The organism is Rhodococcus sp. W8901, assembly GCF_013348805.1.
Lineage (GTDB): Bacteria > Actinomycetota > Actinomycetes > Mycobacteriales > Mycobacteriaceae > Prescottella.
Genome location: NZ_CP054690.1, coordinates 4,614,715 through 4,630,303 on the forward strand (window position 1 = coordinate 4,614,715; position 15,589 = coordinate 4,630,303).

The following is a 15,589-nucleotide window of genomic DNA, read 5'->3' on the forward strand; positions in this document are numbered from 1 at the left end:
TGCGGCGGTGGGGCGCCGGCGGTGAGCAGGTCCCGCAGCGACGGATGGCCGTCGGCGCCGTCGAGGACGATCAGGTGCTCGTCGTCGATCCCGGAGGAGAAACTATGACGCCAGTCACAAGTGACCCCGACCCTACCGACAAAACGGACGAAGGGACCCTTCGTGCGCTCGTGGCGCTCGAAGGGTCCCTTCAGCGATTCTCGGGGGCGATCAACCCCGGCGAGCCGTCAGGCTCAGAGGTACTGACCGCACACCGGCCATGCACCGCGGCCCTGACCGGCCAGAACCTTCTCGGCGACGCGGATCTGCTCCTCGCGGGAGTTCTGATGAGCCATGCCCGAACCACCGAAGGAGTTCCAGGTGCTCTGCGTGAACTGCAGGCCGCCGTAGAAGCCGTTGCCGGTGTTCGCGGCCCAGTTGCCGCTGCTCTCGCACTGCGCGACGGCGTCCCAGTTGCCGGACGCGGCGTTGGCGGTACCGGCGCTCATCGCGAACGGGGCGGCGACGAGGGCGGCGGTGGCGGCGACGGTGCCGAGGGTGCGCTTGACGTTGAACTTTGCCATTGGGGGGTGGATCCTCTCCATGTTGCTGGCGAGGCGGCCGTCGGACGATCCGATTGATCGATCCGGGCTCTGGATGGCCTCGCCTCTGCCCCTCGAAGGTCTTTTCGTTCCGATCCCGCGGGGCAGAGTCAGCGGCGGCGGGTCGGTGTCTCACGTGTCTTGCTCGGTGTTGCTTGCTCGAGTTCGTTCGTCTCGTGCTGGTTACAACCGTAGGCACCGATCACGGAAAGGTCACGGGTCGATTTTGTGAGACGCCCGTACGCAAAAAGGTCCATGAGCTGGTAAAAGTGGCAGTTCAACCGCCATGAATCGGGAATGACTACCCGCATCGTTGCATATCCGTAATGTGATCCAGATCACACGAAATCGGTGAACGGGGTCACGAAATCTCGACCGGATAACGGCTGGGAGGCCTCGCGCTACGTCAGCGAGACCCGGGGTCGACGCCCCAGCCGGGACCGTTCGCGGCAGAGTCCTGCTCCTCCACGAGGTGCTTGAACGGCTGCAGGTTCGCGAGCGACTCGCCCCGCGACACGCGCCAGGCCCACTCCCGCCTGATCGAGGTCGCGAACCCGAGTTCGAGCAGGACGTTGAAGTCGCCGTCGGCGGCCTCGAGGACCTGGCCGAGGACGCGGTCCAACTCGTCGCCGTTGACCGCATGGGAGGAGATGCGGCCCACCAGATAGATGTCGCCGATCTTGTCGATCGTGTAGTGCACCCCGTACAGCCTGCGGTTACGGCGCAGCAGGTACTTGTAGACGCCCTCGAAGTTCTCGTCCGGCTTGCGGCACACGAAGGCCTCGACGCGCACGCCGTGGTTGCCGACCGTGAGCAGGGTCGTCGTCTTGAGCTTGTGTTCGCCGGGCAACTCCACGATGAACTGGTTCTCGCCCTGGCGGCTGTAGTCGAGTTCGCGCTCCTTCAGCGCGGCATCGATGATCTCCGCCGTCCGTTCCAGTTCACTCATGCCCGCACCCCACTCGTCCGACGCAGTTTCCACAGCCCGCGCGACCTGCGCGGCGAGAACTCGCCGCCCTCGATCCGGTCGTACATCGCACGCGCGGCGCGGTAGCTCGCGAGCAGCCCATCGGCGGTGTGCTCCCACGAGAAGTTCTCGGCGTGCCGGGGCGCGCGCGCCGCCAGCTCGTCCAACAGGTCGGGCACGGTCACCAAGGACTGCAGCGCCGACGCCCAGTCGTCGGTCCGGTGACCGTTGACCAGCAGACCGGTCTCACGGTTGCGGACCGCGACACCCAGACCGCCGACGTCGGCGGCGATCACCGGCGTCCCGCAGGCCTGGGCCTCGATCGCGACCAGACCGAACGACTCCGAATAGCTAGGCACCGCAACCAGATTCGATGCCCGGTACACGTCGGCCAGCCGGTCCGGCGGCTGCGGCGGCATGAAGGTCACGCGTGCCCGGACGCCCAGCGCCTCGGCCAGTTCGATCAGCGAATCGGGGCGTTCGAGGCCCGTGCCGGACGGCCCGCCCACCACCAGTACCCGCAGCGGCAGGTCCGGCTCGCGGGCGATGACCTCGGCGGCGGCGCGCAGCAGGACGTCGGGGGCCTTGAGCGGCTGGATGCGTCCGACGAACGTCACGATCGTCTCGGCGGGGTCGAGTCCGAGTGCGGCGCGGGCCGCCAGGCGGTCGCCGGGCCGGTAGCGCGACAAATCGGCGCCCGGGGCGACCACGTCGACCTTGTCCGGGGACGCCCGGTAGATCGAGGCGAGCTGCGCGGCCTCGTCGGCGGTGTTCGCGATCAGCCGGTCGGCCTCCGCCACCACCTGCTGCTCACCGATCTGCCGGGCCGCCGGCTCGGGGGTGTCGCCGTCGGCGAGCGAGGCGTTCTTCACCGCCGCGAGAGTGTGCGCGGTGTGCACCAGCGGCACGCCCCACCGGTCGCGAGCCAGCCATCCGACCTGCCCGGACAGCCAGTAGTGCGAGTGCACCAGGTCGTAGTAGCCGGGCTCGTGCCGCACCTCCTCGCGCAGCACCCCCGCCGCGAACGCGCACAGCTGCGTGGGCAGCTCGTGCTTGTCGAGCCCCTCGTACGGGCCGGCAGCGACGTTGCGGACGCGGACACCGGGCGCGGCGTCCTGCACCACCGGAGCGGCCGACGACGTCGCCCGTGTGAAGATGTCGACCTCCACGCCACGACGCGCGAGCTGGATCGCAGTCTGCAGCACGTACACGTTCATTCCGCCCGCGTCGCCGGTGCCAGGCTGTGCCAGCGGCGACGTGTGTACCGAGAGAACGGCGACCCGCTTGGGTCCCGCGCTGCTGTGCTTGGGTGTCACGCGTCCATACTGCCCTGTCGCTCTGTCATGAGGTAATTGCCCCGGATGCGCTCTCGGAGAACGGGACCTCTCCCGGTTGTCCGGCACCGATCCCGTCGCTGATCCCGTCGCAGAACGCCCGGACCTCGCCGACGAACCGAGCCGGATCCTCCACGAACGGACCGTGCCCGCAGCCCTCCCAGTACGACCCGGTCGCGTCCGGAATCAGCGCGACGGCGTGCTCACCTGCGGAGACGTCGACGACGGTGTCCGCGGTGCCGTGCAACACCAGCGCGGGGACGTCGAGGCCGCGCAGCACGTCGTCGTGGCTCACGGACCGCCGGAACAGCGCCGACCGCACCCGAGGCGGGGTGGACAGGCTCGCGCCGAACAGTGACTGCGACCACGCCCCCTTGGCGCCGTCGTCATCGCCGATCGGGCCGGTGAGCGCGGTGCCGAAGCCGCCCAGCGCCTTGATCGCGGTGCCCGGATCCTCGGCCATGGCCGCGGGGATCGCGGCCTTCATCGCAGAACCGACCGCGCCGCCCGCCTGGCCGCGGCCGATGCTTGTGATCGCGCCGACGAACACCACGCCGTCGACGGCCGCGGTGCCGTGCGCGGCCAGGTAGTCGCAGATCACCAGGCCGCCGTACGACCAGCCCAGCAGGACCGCGCCCGCGGTGACGCCCTCCGCCGTCAGCACCGCGTCGACGTCGCCGGCCCAGTTCGCGGAGTCGTCGTAGCCGGCGGCCGGGGCATCGGAGTAGCCGTGGCCACGCAGGTCGACGGCGATCACCCGGTACTGCGCCGACAGCGCGGCGAGGACATCGTCGCCCCAGCAGCGCGACGACTGCGCCCAGCCGTGCAGCAGCACCAGCGGGCGCGCATCCGGATTACCGAGCGTTCGATAGACGAGGGTGGTGCCGTCGACGCCGACGGTTTCACGAATGGCCATGCGGTCACCCTAAGGGGACCGCTCACTTCGCGCGGCGCAGGAGGTACGCACCGAGCGCGACGACGAACGCGACGGCGCCCGACGCGACGGCCACCGCGAAGCCCGCGCGGGTGCCGAAATGGTCGATCATCTGCCCGGCGAGCGCGGATCCGACGGCCACGCCGACACCCAGTCCGGTCACGGTCCAGGTGATGCCCTCGGTGAGCTTGTGGTGCGGGACCACCGATTCGACGAGTGTCGTCGCCACGATCATGGTGGGAGCGACGCTGATGCCGGCGAGCGCGAGCGCCCCGGTGAGGGTGAGGATCGAATCGACCAGCAACAGCGGCCACAGCAGGACCGCGACGGCGGCGGTCGCGAACACCAGTTGGCGGCGCAGCGCCGCACCCGGACGCAGCGCCCCGAACACCACGCCGGCGACTGCGGATGCGCCCGCGAACAGCGCCAGGGCGACGGTCGCGGCGGCGGGGGTGCCGCGCTCGGTCGCGAACGCGATGCTCACGACGTCGACGGTGCCGAAGATGGTGCCCATCCCGAGCATCACCGCCACGAGCGCCCACATCGCCGGGTTGCGGACCACCGAGCCGTCGACATGCTCGCTGCGGTCACGCACCGCCGGTTCGGTGCCGCGCTGCGCGACCAGGGCGAAGGTGCCGATCACCAGCAGGATCAGCGCCAGCAGTGGTCCGGCCTCGGGGAACAGCGCCACCGACAGACCGACCGAGATCACCGGGCCGGCGACGAAACACACCTCGTCGAGGACGGATTCGAACGCGAACGCCGTGCGCAGCTGCGGCTGTCCGCGGTACAGCGCGGTCCAGCGGGCGCGGACCATCGCACCGATCGTCGGCATGCACCCGGCGGGGATCGCGAGCAGGAACAGCACGAAATCGGGTGCCTCGAATCGCACGCACAGCAGCATCACGCCCAGGGCGCACGCGCTGATCGCCGAGGCGGCCGGCAGCACGCGACGCTGCCCGTAGCGGTCGACGGCACGGGACACGAGCGGGGTGATCGCGGCGTACGCGAGCGCGAACACCGCGGACAGCGCGCCGGCGAGCCCGTAGTCGCCGCGCAGCTGCGACAGCATCGTCACGATGCCGATGCCCACCATCGCGATCGGCAGGCGGGCGACGAACCCGGCGGCGGAGAACGCGGCGGAACCGCGGGCGGAGAAGATCTCCCGGTAGGTGCCGATCATTGCCGGTGTGTCTCCTGACGGCCGGTAAGCAGTTGTCCGAGGAGAGTTTCGCACCCTTGCCCCGCAGCGCGACCAGCGTGTAAGCATTCTCCGCATGAGCGTTCTGGTCTGTTTCCATGCCCACCCCGACGACGAGGTGTTCGTGACGGGCGGGGTGATGCGGCAGGCGGCGGACGCCGGCCACCGAGTCGTCGTGGTCACCGCCACCGACGGCGCGCTCGGCGAGGTGCCCGACGGGCTACTCGCGGACGGGGAGACGCTCGCGCAGCGCCGCCGCCGGGAGCTCGAGGCCTCGACCAGTGTGCTGGGCGCGCACCGGGTGGTGATGCTGCACTACGCCGATTCGGGGATGGCGGGCACGCCGGAGAACGCGAATCCGGACGCCTTCTGCAACGTCGACGTCGACACCGCAGCGGCGCGGCTCGCGGAGATCCTCGCTGAGGAGTCCGCGGACGTGTTGACGATCTACGACCCCAACGGCGGGTACGGGCACCCCGATCACGTTCAGGTCCACCATGTCGGGGTGCGCGCGGCCGAGCTCGCGCACGTCCCGCACGTCTATGAGGCCGCGGTCAGCCGCGATCACATCCGGCGCATGATGGCGGCGAACCCGGAGTGGAGCGAGGAAGCGACCCCGCCCGACTTCGACACCTTCGGCCTGTCCGACGACGAGATCACCACGGTCGTCGACGTCACCGCGGCGCTGGACGCCAAGCGTGCCGCGATGCATGCCCACCAGACGCAGATCGGCGACTTCGGCCCGTTCCTGCAGATGCCGGCAGAGCAACTGCAGGCCGCGTTCGGGCAGGAGTGGTTCCGGAGGCGGGGTGCGCCGGCCGGACTGACGGAGACCGCTCTTCCGCTGTAGTCGGATGCTGCAGTCGAATACCGACAACTTCCTGCGCCGACGGGTCACACGGACCTAGCATCGCGGGATGCCCGGTCTCCTCGCGCGGTACCGCAGCACCGGCGCCGACCTGCCGTTCGGAAACCCTCTGGCCGCGCACGACGTCGCGATGGAGGGCTACTTCTGGCGGTTCACGCAACGCGAGACGGGACGGGTGCTGATTGCGCTCGCCGGGATCAACCGCGCCGACGACGGGCACTGGGCCACGCTCGGATTCGGTGCGCACCCCGGCGGGTTCCTGCGCACCGCGGCCCATCCCGAAGGCCGTGCCGACCCCGACCGACTCGGTGCCGTCGCGGGTGACGTGTTCCGTGGCACCGCGGACCGGCTCCGCGTCGACCTCGGACCCGACGCGCAACTCGACGTGCGCATCACCGCTCCCGTCCCGTGGCCGCGCCGTCGTCTGGGTGGATCGAGCGTGTTCCACACCGTGCCCGCGCTCAACCAGTACTGGCATCCGTGGCTGCTCGGCGGCCGCGCCGAGGGCTGGGCGGTGGTCGGCGACGAGCGGTGGGACCTCGACGGCGCCCAGGTCTATTGCGAGAAGAACTGGGGCCGTGGCGGTTTCCCGGCGGCCTGGTGGTGGGGGCAGGCCCAGGCGTTCGACGATCCGCGGGCGTGCGTCGCGTTCGCCGGCGGCCAGGTCGATGCGGGACCGCTGGGCACCGCGATCACGGCCGTCGTCGTGTTGCTGCCGGACGGGACCCTCGTGTGGCTCGGCAATCCGCTCACTTCCCCGATCCGGGCGCAGATGGGTGACGAAACCTGGCGGCTGAGCGGCGGAAACCGTCGCTGGTCCGTCGAGATCGAGGGGCACGCACCGCTGGGCGCCGCGCACGTCCTGCCGGTGCCGCTACCGGCGCAACGCCGGAACATCCCGGGCGCGTTGGAGCACCTCGCCGGCAATCTATCCGTAACGGTCCGTCACAACAATCGATGTGCCTGGTCGGGTGAGTCACGCCTGGCAGGCCTCGAGCACGGTGGGATCGCTCGGGCACAGGCGGAATCGCGGCGTCGGGGGTCGACGCAGCAGTAGCAAACCGAACCGAATTACCTCCTGGGGGGGATCTTGAAGAAGCTTCGAACATCGCTGCTCGCGACTGCAGTGGCCGCGGCGGCCCTGCTCGCCGGTGCGCCGGCGGTGGCGGCCGCACCGAACCCGGTCGGCCTCGACGAGGTCTTCAGCCCGTTCGTGGTCAGCACGTTCACCGACGGCCGGATCGCCCCGTTCGAGAAGTGGCAGGCCCGCCATCCCGTATCCGATCCCTGGTACCAGGCGCCACCGGTCGGCGACGCACCCGCGGGCACGTTGCTGAAGGCGCGTCCCGCGACGGTCCAGGTGTACGGGGTGCAGCCGGGACACGTGCGCGGCTACCAGCTGATGTACGTCACAACAGATTTCGATGGGTCGGCGGCCGTGAGCACGGGCATGCTGATGATCCCCGAGGACGGCACCGCTCCGCAGGACCGCAAGCTCATCGGCTACTCCGAGGCCAACGACAGCCTCGGCCCCGGCTGCATGCCCAGCACCCAGTGGACCGGCGGTGACCAGGACGACCCCTCGTTGTTCTCCGCGCTCGGGCCCGTCGCGCAGATGTTCGGCAACGGCTGGGCCGTGATGATGAGCGACACCGCCAACGACGGCGACCCCACCCCCAACGGCTTCTCGATCGGACAGTTCTCCGGCGCCGCCACGCTCGACGGACTGCGGGCAGCACTCGCGCTACCCACGGCCGGCCTCTCCCCCGACACCCCGGTCGGCATCTACGGCATCGCCGGTGGTGGTGTCGCGGCCGGGTTCGCGGCCGAGAAGCAGGCGACGTACGCACCCGAACTCAATGTCGTCGGCACCGTGCTGCAGGCGATGGTGGTCGACAGCGCGACGTTCGAACGCAAGGCCGACGGCGGCATCGGCGCGGGCTTCGTGTTCGCGAACTCGCTGGGCTACGCGGCCCGCTACCCCGAGATCGATCTCGACCAGGAGCTGACACCGCTCGGCCGGCAGATCGCCGACGTCTTCAACCGCACGTGCCAGCAGACGTACCTGCTCATGCCGTTCGTGCCGCTGTCCGCGCTGTACACGCACGGCCGGCCCGCCGACAATCCGGTGTTCGCCCGGGCGTACGCCGAGAACCGGTTGGGTCTTCAGGCCCCGAAGGCGCCGGTGCTGATGACGTCGTGCCGCGACGACTTCCTGGTGCCCTATTCGGACGTCGAGCAGCTCGTCGCGGCGTACCGCGCCGGCGGCACCGAGGTCACGGTCGACCCGAGCGTCTGCGGAATGTCGGACGTGCTGACAGACCCGTGGCGGGTGAGCACCGAACTGCTGGGCATGCAGAACGTCGACTGGTTCGTCGGCAGGTTCGAGGAGGCGCGGCGATGAGAAGCCGATTGGCGCGAACCACGCAGGCGCAGTACTACTGACCGGTCGGGGCCGTCCGGATCAGATCTGCACGGTCGCCTTCCGCATGGCCGTCAGAGGACTCGAGTACAGCGAACTGAGCGAGACGACGCCGGCCGCGTGCTCCTGGACCCGATTGCCGAATCCGGTGATCCGCACGTCGGACCCGCCCACCCGGGAGGCGCTCGACAGAGCCTGCGCCACCTGCGGTACGGCCTCGGGATAGTCGGTGAACGCCTGCCCGCCGAGGATCACCCGGTCCGGATTGAACAGGTCACGCAGCATCGCGACCGCCCGGCCGAGAGTCCGCGCCCGATCGGTCAGGATCTCCTGCGCCGGAGCCGAACCCGCCCGCGCCGCGCGGTACAGCGCGGCGATCGGCGGCAGCGGGTCGCCGCCGGGCAGGACACCGGCGCGGCGGGCCGCGAGCAGCACGCCGCGATCACTGACGGCGGCCTCGAGGCACCCGGTGGCCCCGCAGTCGCACTGCGCATCCGAGCCGGTGGGCAGGTGCGCGATCGACCCGGGTCCCGCGCTCGGGGTGTGCACCTTCCCATCGAGAGTCAGTGCCAGACCGACAGTTTCGCGTGCATAGAAGTACAGCCCGCTACCTCTCACCTCGGTGTTGTCGGCGCGCTGCGGCGTCAGCAGCAACTCGGACGCGGCCATCGCCTCGACGTGGGCGGCGACCGATACGGGCAGTCCGAACCCGGCCCCGACCACGTCACCGACGCGCGCGTCGGTCCAGCCGAGGCGGGGATGATCGACCACACCGGTCTCCGGGTCCACACGACCGCCGAGTGCCACCCCCACCCACAGGGGGCGCCGCCGGTGCCAGCGGGCCGCGAAACTGCGTGCGCTGCCGGTGATGCTGGCCAGCGCCGACCCCGACGCCCCACGTGGCGTCGGGATCTCGACTGCGCCGAGAATCCTGCCCCGCAGGTCCGACGCGATCACGCTGGTGACGACGGCGCCGATGTGGATGCCGACGGTGAGGTAGGACTCGTGGTCCACCTCGAACGGGATGCGGGGGCGGCCGACGGTGCCCGCCGGGGCGAGGTCGGGCCGCTCGCGCAGGAGTCCCACCGCCAGCATCGCCGACACGTGCCGGTTGACGGTCGCGATGCTCGAACCCGTTGCACGCGTTGCCTCGTCGCGTGACAGGGGTCCGCCGCCGGCGGCGACACGGAACACCGCGGCGGCCGGGCTGTCGGCGATCCCGAGGGTGGGAGCCACGATTCGAGGTCGAGTGGCGGGGCGGGCCGCCCCGGAACGTGGGGTTCTCGACGTGGTGGTGCGAGCGGTCACGGGTCTCGTTCGGGTGGCGTGAGGCGCTGCAGTGAGCATGAGTCTGTCCTTGCCCCGCCCCGGGAGGGGACGGCTGTCGACGCGGTCGGGTGACGCGCTGCGACGGAGATCAGGTCCGACCGGTGGGGCGGACGATCAGCACGAACGGGGGTGCCGGCAGCGCGGAGTCAGCTGAGGGAAGCGCGGCAGGGACAACAGAGTTCCCGAGCCAGCGGCAGCCGGGACCCCAGCGCGGCGGTCACGTAGGTGACCCGCGGTGCGGAGGAGATACCGGACGACATGACGATCAAGCTAGCATCTGCGCGCGCATACCCCCAGCCCGTCCCCCACCCCGGGTTCGTGTCGGCACTACGATCGAGCCATGAGCCTGTCACCGGACACCCGCGTCGCCGTCGTCACCGGAGCGAGCTCCGGCATCGGGGAAGCCACCGCCCGCACCCTCGCCGAGCAGGGATTTCACGTCGTCCTCGGCGCCCGCCGGCTGGACCGGCTCGAGGCCATCGCCGCCGAGATCGGCGGCACCGCACTCGAGTTGGACGTCACCGACGAGGACTCGGTGGACGCATTCTGCGCGGTGCTCCCCCGTGTCGACCTGCTCGTCAACAACGCCGGCGGCGCGAAGGGCCTCGCGCCGGTCCTCGAGGCGGACCTCGACGACTGGCGCTGGATGTGGGAGACCAACGTCCTCGGGACGCTGCGCGTCACGAAAGCGCTGCTGCCCAAGCTGATCGACTCGGGCGACGGCCTGATCGTCACGATCACGTCGGTGGCCGCGTTCTCCGCCTACGACAACGGTTCGGGCTACACCTCGGCCAAGCACGCGCAGGCGGTCCTGCACCGCACCCTGCGCGGCGAGTTGCTGGGCAAGCCGGTGCGGCTGACGGAGATCGCGCCGGGCGCGGTGGAGACCGAGTTCTCGCTGGTGCGATTCGACGGCGACGCCGAGCGCGCGGCGAAGGTGTACGAGGGCATCACCCCGCTGGTGGCGGAGGACATCGCCGAGATCATCGGATTCGTCGCGTCCCGTCCGCCGCACGTGAACCTGGACCAGATCATCGTCAAGCCGCGCGATCAGGCCGAACCCGGTCGTTTCCACCGCACCACCGGCTAGTCCCGGTAGCCTCGCGGCATGCAGCACCGATTGCGGCCGGGTCCGCTTCTCGACGCGCGCGGGCGCCTCGCCGAGGCGGGGTGGGCGAGCGCCGAGGCCCGTCGCTACGACCGCGATGCCGTCGCGGCGCCGTCGTGGCGGATCAAGGAGTGGGACTACTACTGCGTCCTCACCCCCGATTACGGGCTGGCGCTGACGGTCGCCGACAACAGCTACATGGGCCTGTTGGGCGTGTCGTGGCTCGACTTCCGCGGCCGATGCGAGTGCACGGAGAACGTCATGCTGCCGTTCCCGATGGGCCGGATGGGCCTGCCGGCGAGCGCCGACGACGGCGATGTCGTGGTGGACCGCCGGAAGATGCGGATCGCGTTCCGTCACGTCGACGGCGGACGGGTGCTCAGCATCGACCATCCCGGTTTCGACGGTGGTCGCGGCCTGCGGGGCGAGCTGCATCTGACGCAGCCGCCGATGGACCGCATGGTGATCGCGACGCCGTTCCCGAAGGACTACAAGGCGTTCTACTACAACCAGAAGATCAATTGCATGCCCTCGAGTGGCGAGATCACTGTCGGTACAGAGACTTTCGACTTCGATCCGGAGACCACCTTCGGTGTGTTCGACTGGGGTCGTGGGGTGTGGACCTACGACAACGTCTGGTACTGGGGGTCCGCATCGGGTGTCGTCGACGACCGCACGTTCGGCTTCAACATCGGATACGGGTTCGGCGACACGTCCGCGGCGAGCGAGAACATGGTGTTCGTGAACGGTGTCGCGCACAAGCTGGACCGGGTGACGTTCCACCTGCCCGAGGGCACCTTCGACGGCGCCCCCTGGAAGTTCAGCAGCAACGACGGGCGCTTCGAGATGACGTTCGAGCCGATCATCGACCGGGCGGCGTCGACGGACCTGAAGGTGCTGCGCTCCATTCAGCACCAGGTGTTCGGCCGGTTCACCGGGCATGTCGTGCTCGACGACGGCAGCCGGGTCGAGGTCACCGACCTCCTCGGATTCGCCGAGGAGGTCCGCAACCGCTGGTGAACGGTCGCGCTCACCACTCCCGATAGGACGGTGTGGCCGGCGCTTCCTCCTGCGGGCCGCCGTCGTCGTCCTTGCCGTACAGCCGACGTTGATGCTTTCGTTGCATCGCGGTGTAGCTGCGGATCTCTCGGACGAGGAGCACCACGAAGACCACGGCGACGACGCACACCGCGATCACCAGTTCCGGAGCCACGCCCACCGTCGGCGTCGTCTGCACCCGAGACCTCCTAGTTCATATTCAACGAGCTTGCGGCGCTGGGCGGTTCGGCCGGAGGCTGCTGCCCGAGTGCGGCCTTGGCATCCTCCCCGGCATGCGCACCGATCATGCCGGCCGCCATGTCCTGCCCCGCTGAGACCAGCTTGCGCTCGGCGACATTCGCGATCCCGTCCACGAGCAGATCGTTGACCTGCGAACTTCCGAGCGGACTGGACACCGCCGTCGACACGACGGTTCCGTACACGTCCTTCCCGAGCGCGGCCATGTCGAATCGGTCCCGGTTGCCCTCGGCCATCTGCATCAACTGGATACCGGCGGACAGGCCCCCGTCGCGGAGCACGGCCACCGCGATCTCGCGGCCGAGTTTGCCGATGAGTTCCTGCAGGATCATCCGCACGGTTACCTGGGTGGCTATCTCGGCTGCGGGGATGGCCGCCGCGCTCGCACCGAACGTTCCGGCCGCGGCCGCGAGGAGCGACGCAATCTCCACCGCGAGCAGGCCCAATGCGGCGATGATCGAGAGCTTCGCGTGTTCGACGTCGGCGGCGGTGCTCTCGCACGAGTCGGCGAGTTGACGGCACGCGGCGGCGAGTTCCTCGACCGAGGCCCCGACCTCGCGCCATCTACCGGCGACGGCGTCGTTCACGTCTCCGGTCAGGGCGTCCAACGCCGGCTGGATGGACCGAGCACCGTCGGCGCCGGCCCGATCGAGGCGGACGGCGGCGAGCTCCCACGCGTCGGACAGTCGACGCAGCGACGTCTCGTCGGCCTCCGGCCAGTCCTGCCCGACCGCGACCGAGGCGACGGTTCGCAGCGAACCGGGGATCTCGATGCCCATCAGTGACCGCCCCCCAGCGTGCCGGCGAGTCCGCTATCGGTCTGCTCGAACACCTCTGCGGTGTCCCGCAATCCGCCCGCGACGCCCGCGAACACCTCCGCGACGTGCCGCAGCGCGGATCGGGCACCGTCGGCGCCCGGAACGTACATGGACGCGAATGCCGTTCCGGGAGCATCCGTTCCCCAGCTCGCGCCCTCCGTGTCGAGAGTCGAGGCGAGCTCGCTCAGCGCATCCGTGAGCCGGTCGGCGAGGACGTCGAAGTGCGGCGCGGCACCGCGCAACTGCTGCGGGTCCACCCGCATCTCGTCAGCCACGGTGCGCCTCTCTCATGATCGGTTCCCGCCAGTCGTGGAGGTCATCGTCCTGGGCCGGAATACTCGGATGCTCGGTGCCGGCGGCGAACTCGGTCGCCACCGTCGGCACCAGGTTCCGGATACTCGGCGCCCCGGCGACCAGGTCGGGCAGGTCCGGGAAGTCAGCGGTCAGCGCAGCGACCGGCGCCATCAGTTCCGCGATGCGCGCTCGCACCTCGGCCACCGCGGTCCGGGCGGTGTCCGCGAGGACATCAGCGAGCCGTGCGGGCGTCGTTCGCGTGAACGTCGACGGATCGAAGTCCACCGCCACCACCGCCCCGGACGAGTCGACCGTCACCCGGACCAGCCCGTCGGGCGACTCCGCCTGGGCGGTGGTGTTCGCGACAGCCCCCTGCGCTGCCGCGAGTGCCTCCGTCTGCTCGTGCAGCCCCGCGAGCAGGGCATCGACCTGCTCCTGCAGCGCGGCGTTGCGCCCCCTCGACTGCTCGCGCGCGGTGCCTCGAGCGTCGGCCCGAATACCGTTGTCGGTCATTGCTTCCCTCCCGATCTTCCCCTTCGCTGTCTATAGACGCGGGCGTGAGGGAATCGGTTCCATCGGGCCGAGAAGTCGTCAGCGCACGGGCTCGCGGGTACGGATCGTCTCCACCAGGCGCTGTATCTCCCCCGCCAGATCCACGGTGGCTGCCGGTGCGACGACGACCGCACCGGTTTCGCGCATCGTGTAGCGGCCGTCGCCGTCGAAGTCGAGCCAGTGCAGCCCGATCCCGTCGGCCGTGGGACGACCGTCGTACGCGACGCCCGCAAACGCGGTGATCTCACCGATGCCGGTGCGGGGGCGTCGCAGCAGCCCCAGCGCCTCGTCACGTAGGCGGGTGGCGCCTGCCGAGACGAGAAGAGGACCACCGGCGGAATCGAGGTCGCTGCGACGGAAGCGCAGTTCGCTGCGGGATCCGGCCGGGACCGCGGGAAGTGCGGCCGCGACGGCATTGGGGATCTGTACCGATGAGGCCCCGTGGATCAGCACGTCGCCGCCGGTGTCGGCGTCGACACCCGGCAGCTGGATCGCCAGTGTTGCTCCGGTGCCGCGAATTCCGGCGTGCATGCGTATCCGGGTCGCGAGTCCGGCACCGGCGAACCCGGCCACTTCGAGCCGGATGTCGGGCTCGGCGAGCACCGTCAGGTGGTGGTGAAGGGTCTCGGTGACTCGCGGCGCCCAGCGCTGTGCGGCCGCGCGGCGCTGCCGATCCAGGTCGTCCCGGTCGTCCGCGGTCGGCCGGAACCGCAGCGGGTACGGCAGCCGGTCCCGCCCCAACTGTCTCCACAGGACCTCGAACTCGAGGCCGGTGAACCGCCAGCTCGAGTCACTCCCAGTCCGACCACCGGCAGATTCGCCGAATCCCACCCCGTCACCCCTCCCCGAGTGCACAAGCGTCGCCCACGGAAGACGTCGCCCACAGACAATAGACGCGCCGGTACCCGAGACGGTTCCACGCGATCGGCACGAGCCCACTCCTTCTCGTTGCGGGCGGGAATCCGCAGGATCGGCCGAGGAATGGGCACTCAGGCTCACAGCGCCGCCGCGGCCCGCTCGATCGCGTACGACACCTGTCCCGGCTGCGACACCAGCACCGCGTGTGAGGCGCCGGGGATGTCGGTGATCTGTGCACCCGCGCGTTCGGCCATGAATCGCTCGGACGCGGGTGGGATCACGCGGTCCTGGCCGGGGATCACCGCCCAGGTCGGCAGATGCTGCCACGACGGGTCCCGTGTCGGCTCGAGGTTCGCAGACAGTGCGATGGACCGCTGGTGGGCAATCATGTCGGCTGCGGTGGCGTCGGAGACGTCCTGGCAGAAGGCCTCGTGGAAGCGGCTCGGGTCGATGTACCCGTCGATGTTCTTGCCGATGGGGTTGGTCGTGTCGTCGACCACCTTCACCTGCAGCACCGGCGGCACCAGTTGACTACCGGGGAACGTGAGCGGGTTGAGCGCCGCCATCGCCGGTTCGCCCTGCGCCGGAATGAATCCGGACACGTAGACCATTCCGACCACGTTCGGCGAATGGGTGTTGGTGATGACGACACCGCCGTACGAGTGCCCGACCAACAGCACCGGGCCCGGGATGTCCGCGAGGGTCTTCTCGATCGCGGCCGAATCGTAGGCCGGTCCGCGCAGCGGATTCGACGGCACCACAACGTTGTACCCGCGCCCTCGCAGTTCGGCGGCGACCGGGTCCCAGCTCGTGGTGTCCGCGAACGCGCCGTGCACCAGCACGACGGTCGGCACGGGCTTGGCGGCAGCCGGCGACACCCCCACTGCCAGAACCGCTGCGAGTGCGAGCACGCACATCGCTGTCAACGTCCGAATCCTGCGCATTCTCACGGCGGATCTCCTCGCGTCGGAAGTCCTTCGACTTTCCCACGCCGCCAACACAGGTCAGGACGGTTCGGCCCAGCCGA

The 15,589-nt window shown here is 70.0% G+C and carries 17 protein-coding genes; 5 read left to right on the forward strand and 12 right to left on the reverse strand.

Features of this window, described 5'->3' with window-relative positions:
* Positions 1–233 precede the first annotated feature (233 nt).
* From HUN07_RS21570 to HUN07_RS21590, 5 genes are all read right to left on the reverse strand, one after another.
* Entirely contained in the window at positions 234–563 is a 330-nt protein-coding gene (locus HUN07_RS21570; RefSeq protein ID WP_114718689.1) for a transglycosylase family protein, read from the reverse strand.
* Between the two features lie 424 nt (positions 564–987).
* Positions 988–1,530: a YbjN domain-containing protein gene (locus HUN07_RS21575; protein ID WP_114718688.1), complete on the reverse strand. Its 543-nt coding sequence runs from the start codon at positions 1,528–1,530 to the stop codon at positions 988–990.
* Positions 1,527–2,864, reverse strand: a complete 1,338-nt coding sequence (mshA, locus tag HUN07_RS21580; RefSeq protein ID WP_114718687.1) for a D-inositol-3-phosphate glycosyltransferase — start codon at positions 2,862–2,864, stop codon at positions 1,527–1,529. Before mshA ends, HUN07_RS21575 begins: the two co-directional genes overlap by 4 nt.
* 25 nt (positions 2,865–2,889) lie before the next feature.
* Positions 2,890–3,798 (reverse strand): alpha/beta fold hydrolase, encoded by a 909-nt coding sequence (locus tag HUN07_RS21585; protein WP_114718686.1) that lies wholly within the window; start codon positions 3,796–3,798, stop codon positions 2,890–2,892.
* A 22-nt stretch (positions 3,799–3,820) separates the two neighbouring features.
* Positions 3,821–4,999, reverse strand: a complete 1,179-nt coding sequence (locus tag HUN07_RS21590; protein ID WP_174912644.1) for an MFS transporter — start codon at positions 4,997–4,999, stop codon at positions 3,821–3,823.
* 94 nt (positions 5,000–5,093) lie between these two features.
* Here HUN07_RS21590 and HUN07_RS21595 point away from each other — a divergent pair, with 94 nt between their 5' ends.
* From HUN07_RS21595 to HUN07_RS21605, 3 genes are all read left to right on the forward strand, one after another.
* Positions 5,094–5,867 carry a PIG-L family deacetylase gene (locus HUN07_RS21595; RefSeq protein WP_114718684.1) on the forward strand — a complete coding sequence of 258 codons (774 nt, stop codon included), beginning with the start codon at positions 5,094–5,096 and terminating at the stop codon, positions 5,865–5,867.
* Positions 5,868–5,934: 67 nt separating this feature from the next.
* Entirely contained in the window at positions 5,935–6,942 is a 1,008-nt protein-coding gene (locus HUN07_RS21600) for a tocopherol cyclase family protein (protein WP_114718683.1), read from the forward strand.
* Between the two features lie 33 nt (positions 6,943–6,975).
* Complete coding sequence (locus HUN07_RS21605; RefSeq protein ID WP_174912647.1) at positions 6,976–8,289, forward strand: lipase family protein; 1,314 nt, start codon at positions 6,976–6,978, stop codon at positions 8,287–8,289.
* A 60-nt stretch (positions 8,290–8,349) separates the two neighbouring features.
* Here HUN07_RS21605 and HUN07_RS21610 read toward each other — a convergent pair whose 3' ends face one another.
* On the reverse strand, positions 8,350–9,654 hold the full coding sequence (locus tag HUN07_RS21610) for an ROK family protein (protein ID WP_174912649.1): 1,305 nt from the start codon (positions 9,652–9,654) through the stop codon (positions 8,350–8,352).
* Between the two features lie 322 nt (positions 9,655–9,976).
* On the opposite strand from HUN07_RS21610, the gene HUN07_RS21615 reads away from it, so the two are divergent.
* Complete coding sequence (locus HUN07_RS21615; RefSeq protein ID WP_114718680.1) at positions 9,977–10,726, forward strand: SDR family NAD(P)-dependent oxidoreductase; 750 nt, start codon at positions 9,977–9,979, stop codon at positions 10,724–10,726.
* Positions 10,727–10,744: 18 nt separating this feature from the next.
* Positions 10,745–11,764, forward strand: a complete 1,020-nt coding sequence (locus HUN07_RS21620; protein WP_174912652.1) for a DUF2804 domain-containing protein — start codon at positions 10,745–10,747, stop codon at positions 11,762–11,764.
* A 10-nt stretch (positions 11,765–11,774) separates the two neighbouring features.
* Here the strand turns inward: HUN07_RS21620 and HUN07_RS21625 are convergent, their stop codons facing one another.
* The 6 genes from HUN07_RS21625 to HUN07_RS21650 all read right to left on the reverse strand — a co-directional run bounded on the left by HUN07_RS21625 (position 11,775) and on the right by HUN07_RS21650 (position 15,512).
* Complete coding sequence (locus tag HUN07_RS21625; RefSeq protein WP_114718678.1) at positions 11,775–11,981, reverse strand: hypothetical protein; 207 nt, start codon at positions 11,979–11,981, stop codon at positions 11,775–11,777.
* Positions 11,982–11,991: 10 nt separating this feature from the next.
* Positions 11,992–12,819 (reverse strand): WXG100-like domain-containing protein, encoded by an 828-nt coding sequence (locus HUN07_RS21630; protein ID WP_114718677.1) that lies wholly within the window; start codon positions 12,817–12,819, stop codon positions 11,992–11,994.
* Positions 12,819–13,133: a WXG100 family type VII secretion target gene (locus HUN07_RS21635; RefSeq protein WP_254622629.1), complete on the reverse strand. Its 315-nt coding sequence runs from the start codon at positions 13,131–13,133 to the stop codon at positions 12,819–12,821. Before HUN07_RS21635 ends, HUN07_RS21630 begins: the two co-directional genes overlap by 1 nt.
* On the reverse strand, positions 13,126–13,665 hold the full coding sequence (locus tag HUN07_RS21640) for a YbaB/EbfC family nucleoid-associated protein (protein ID WP_174912655.1): 540 nt from the start codon (positions 13,663–13,665) through the stop codon (positions 13,126–13,128). Before HUN07_RS21640 ends, HUN07_RS21635 begins: the two co-directional genes overlap by 8 nt.
* A 78-nt stretch (positions 13,666–13,743) precedes the next feature.
* A complete protein-coding gene (locus HUN07_RS21645; RefSeq protein WP_174912657.1) occupies positions 13,744–14,535 on the reverse strand; it encodes an ESX secretion-associated protein EspG in 792 nt (263 codons plus the stop codon).
* Between the two features lie 164 nt (positions 14,536–14,699).
* Positions 14,700–15,512: an alpha/beta fold hydrolase gene (locus HUN07_RS21650; RefSeq protein WP_174912659.1), complete on the reverse strand. Its 813-nt coding sequence runs from the start codon at positions 15,510–15,512 to the stop codon at positions 14,700–14,702.
* Positions 15,513–15,589 lie beyond the last annotated feature (77 nt).

Coding starts and splice junctions, on each gene's coding strand:
- HUN07_RS21630 (WP_114718677.1), bottom strand. CDS start 12,819: ATGGGCATCGAGATCCCCGGTTCGCTGCGAACCGTCGCCTCGGTCGCG.
- HUN07_RS21595 (WP_114718684.1), top strand. CDS start 5,094: ATGAGCGTTCTGGTCTGTTTCCATGCCCACCCCGACGACGAGGTGTTC.
- HUN07_RS21570 (WP_114718689.1), bottom strand. CDS start 563: ATGGCAAAGTTCAACGTCAAGCGCACCCTCGGCACCGTCGCCGCCACC.
- HUN07_RS21620 (WP_174912652.1), top strand. CDS start 10,745: ATGCAGCACCGATTGCGGCCGGGTCCGCTTCTCGACGCGCGCGGGCGC.
- HUN07_RS21600 (WP_114718683.1), top strand. CDS start 5,935: ATGCCCGGTCTCCTCGCGCGGTACCGCAGCACCGGCGCCGACCTGCCG.
- HUN07_RS21640 (WP_174912655.1), bottom strand. CDS start 13,665: ATGACCGACAACGGTATTCGGGCCGACGCTCGAGGCACCGCGCGCGAG.
- HUN07_RS21615 (WP_114718680.1), top strand. CDS start 9,977: ATGAGCCTGTCACCGGACACCCGCGTCGCCGTCGTCACCGGAGCGAGC.
- HUN07_RS21590 (WP_174912644.1), bottom strand. CDS start 4,999: ATGATCGGCACCTACCGGGAGATCTTCTCCGCCCGCGGTTCCGCCGCG.
- HUN07_RS21575 (WP_114718688.1), bottom strand. CDS start 1,530: ATGAGTGAACTGGAACGGACGGCGGAGATCATCGATGCCGCGCTGAAG.
- HUN07_RS21585 (WP_114718686.1), bottom strand. CDS start 3,798: ATGGCCATTCGTGAAACCGTCGGCGTCGACGGCACCACCCTCGTCTAT.
- HUN07_RS21610 (WP_174912649.1), bottom strand. CDS start 9,654: ATGCTCACTGCAGCGCCTCACGCCACCCGAACGAGACCCGTGACCGCT.